Genomic DNA, 1266 nt, shown 5'->3' with positions numbered 1-1266 from the left:
CGATTTCATCAGCGCCAACATCTAATGGAATTTGTCCACTCACCACGTTAATGACAGCCGATTCGTTAATGCTAACGCCCGTTATGTCTTCACCAAACACAGCGTCAGCGCCATCGGTAATAATGATATCCACGTTAGCCGGTTTATCTAAATCATCACCGTCGGTATCGGTTGCTTGAACTGGGACATTAATGTGTAAGTCATCGCCATCAAAGGTCACGTAACCTGCGGTGTCTGTGTCGTTATGATCAAGTGGCAGCTGTTGCGTAATCACGACTGTGACGTTGATATCTTGACCTTGCTGCGCACCAGATAATGCAACGGTTACTGCAACCGTGCCGTCAGCAAGTTCACCGATTAAATCACCATTAGTATTAACACTAAAGGTCAGTGGTTGTCCGCCAGAACTGAGTTCATTTTGTAGTTCAGTGATTAAATCCGCTTGTAAATCGGGATCAATTTTAACCGAATCAGGTACAAGGCGGTCTTCACCTGCCGCAATCACAAAGGCGCCAGATTTTATCGCTGGGTAACTGGTGTCAGTATCACCAATATTAACGCCATCACCTGCCGTGTCTAAATCCCCTTCGGTCAGTACTACTGTACCTTGATCATCACCGGCAGCATTGCTGCCATCGGTGATGGTAATATTCATTGCGCCATCGCTGTTATCGCCATCTTTATCAGTAGCGGTGACATTTAAGTTGAATTGGGTTGATTGACTATCGCTTTGATCAACAGGCCCTGTGATCGTCAGTTCGTATGAACCATCGGTTGCGATAACCACCGTCATCACAGTTGCGCCCGCACTGTCGAGTACGGTCAAGGTATCGCCTGCTACCGTAAAGGTCGTCGCTGCACCATTACTGGTGATCCCGGTTAAGCCTGGTTGTACTGTTTGGAAGTCAATCGTCGCGATTTCATCGGCGCCAACATCTAATGGAATTTGTCCACTCACCACGTTAATGACAGCCGATTCGTTAATGGTAACGCCCGTTATATCTTCACCAAACACAGCGTCTGCGCCATCGGTAATAATGATATCGACATTCGCCGGTTTATCTAAATCATCACCGTCGGTATCGGTTGCTTGTACAGGCACATTAATGTGTAAATCATCACCATCAAAGGTCACGTAACCTGCGGTGTCTGTGTCGTTATGATCAAGTGGCAGCTGTTGGGTAATCACGACTGTGACGTTGATATCTTGACCTTGCTGTGCACCAGATAAGGCAACGGTTACTGCAACCGTACCGTCAGCAAGTT

General features: G+C 47.1%; 1 protein-coding gene. It reads right to left on the bottom strand.

Annotated features, from left to right (window positions below; genetic code table 11):
- Window positions 1-1266: hypothetical protein (locus QQK09_RS17830; RefSeq protein WP_284205535.1), on the bottom strand; the 1266-nt coding region annotated here is incomplete at both ends.

This window comes from Psychromonas marina, assembly GCF_030161115.1.
Taxonomy (GTDB): Bacteria; Pseudomonadota; Gammaproteobacteria; order Enterobacterales; family Psychromonadaceae; genus Psychromonas; species Psychromonas marina.
The sequence above is the reverse complement of the archived record's forward strand: the minus strand, read 5'-3'. Positions and strand labels throughout refer to the sequence as shown.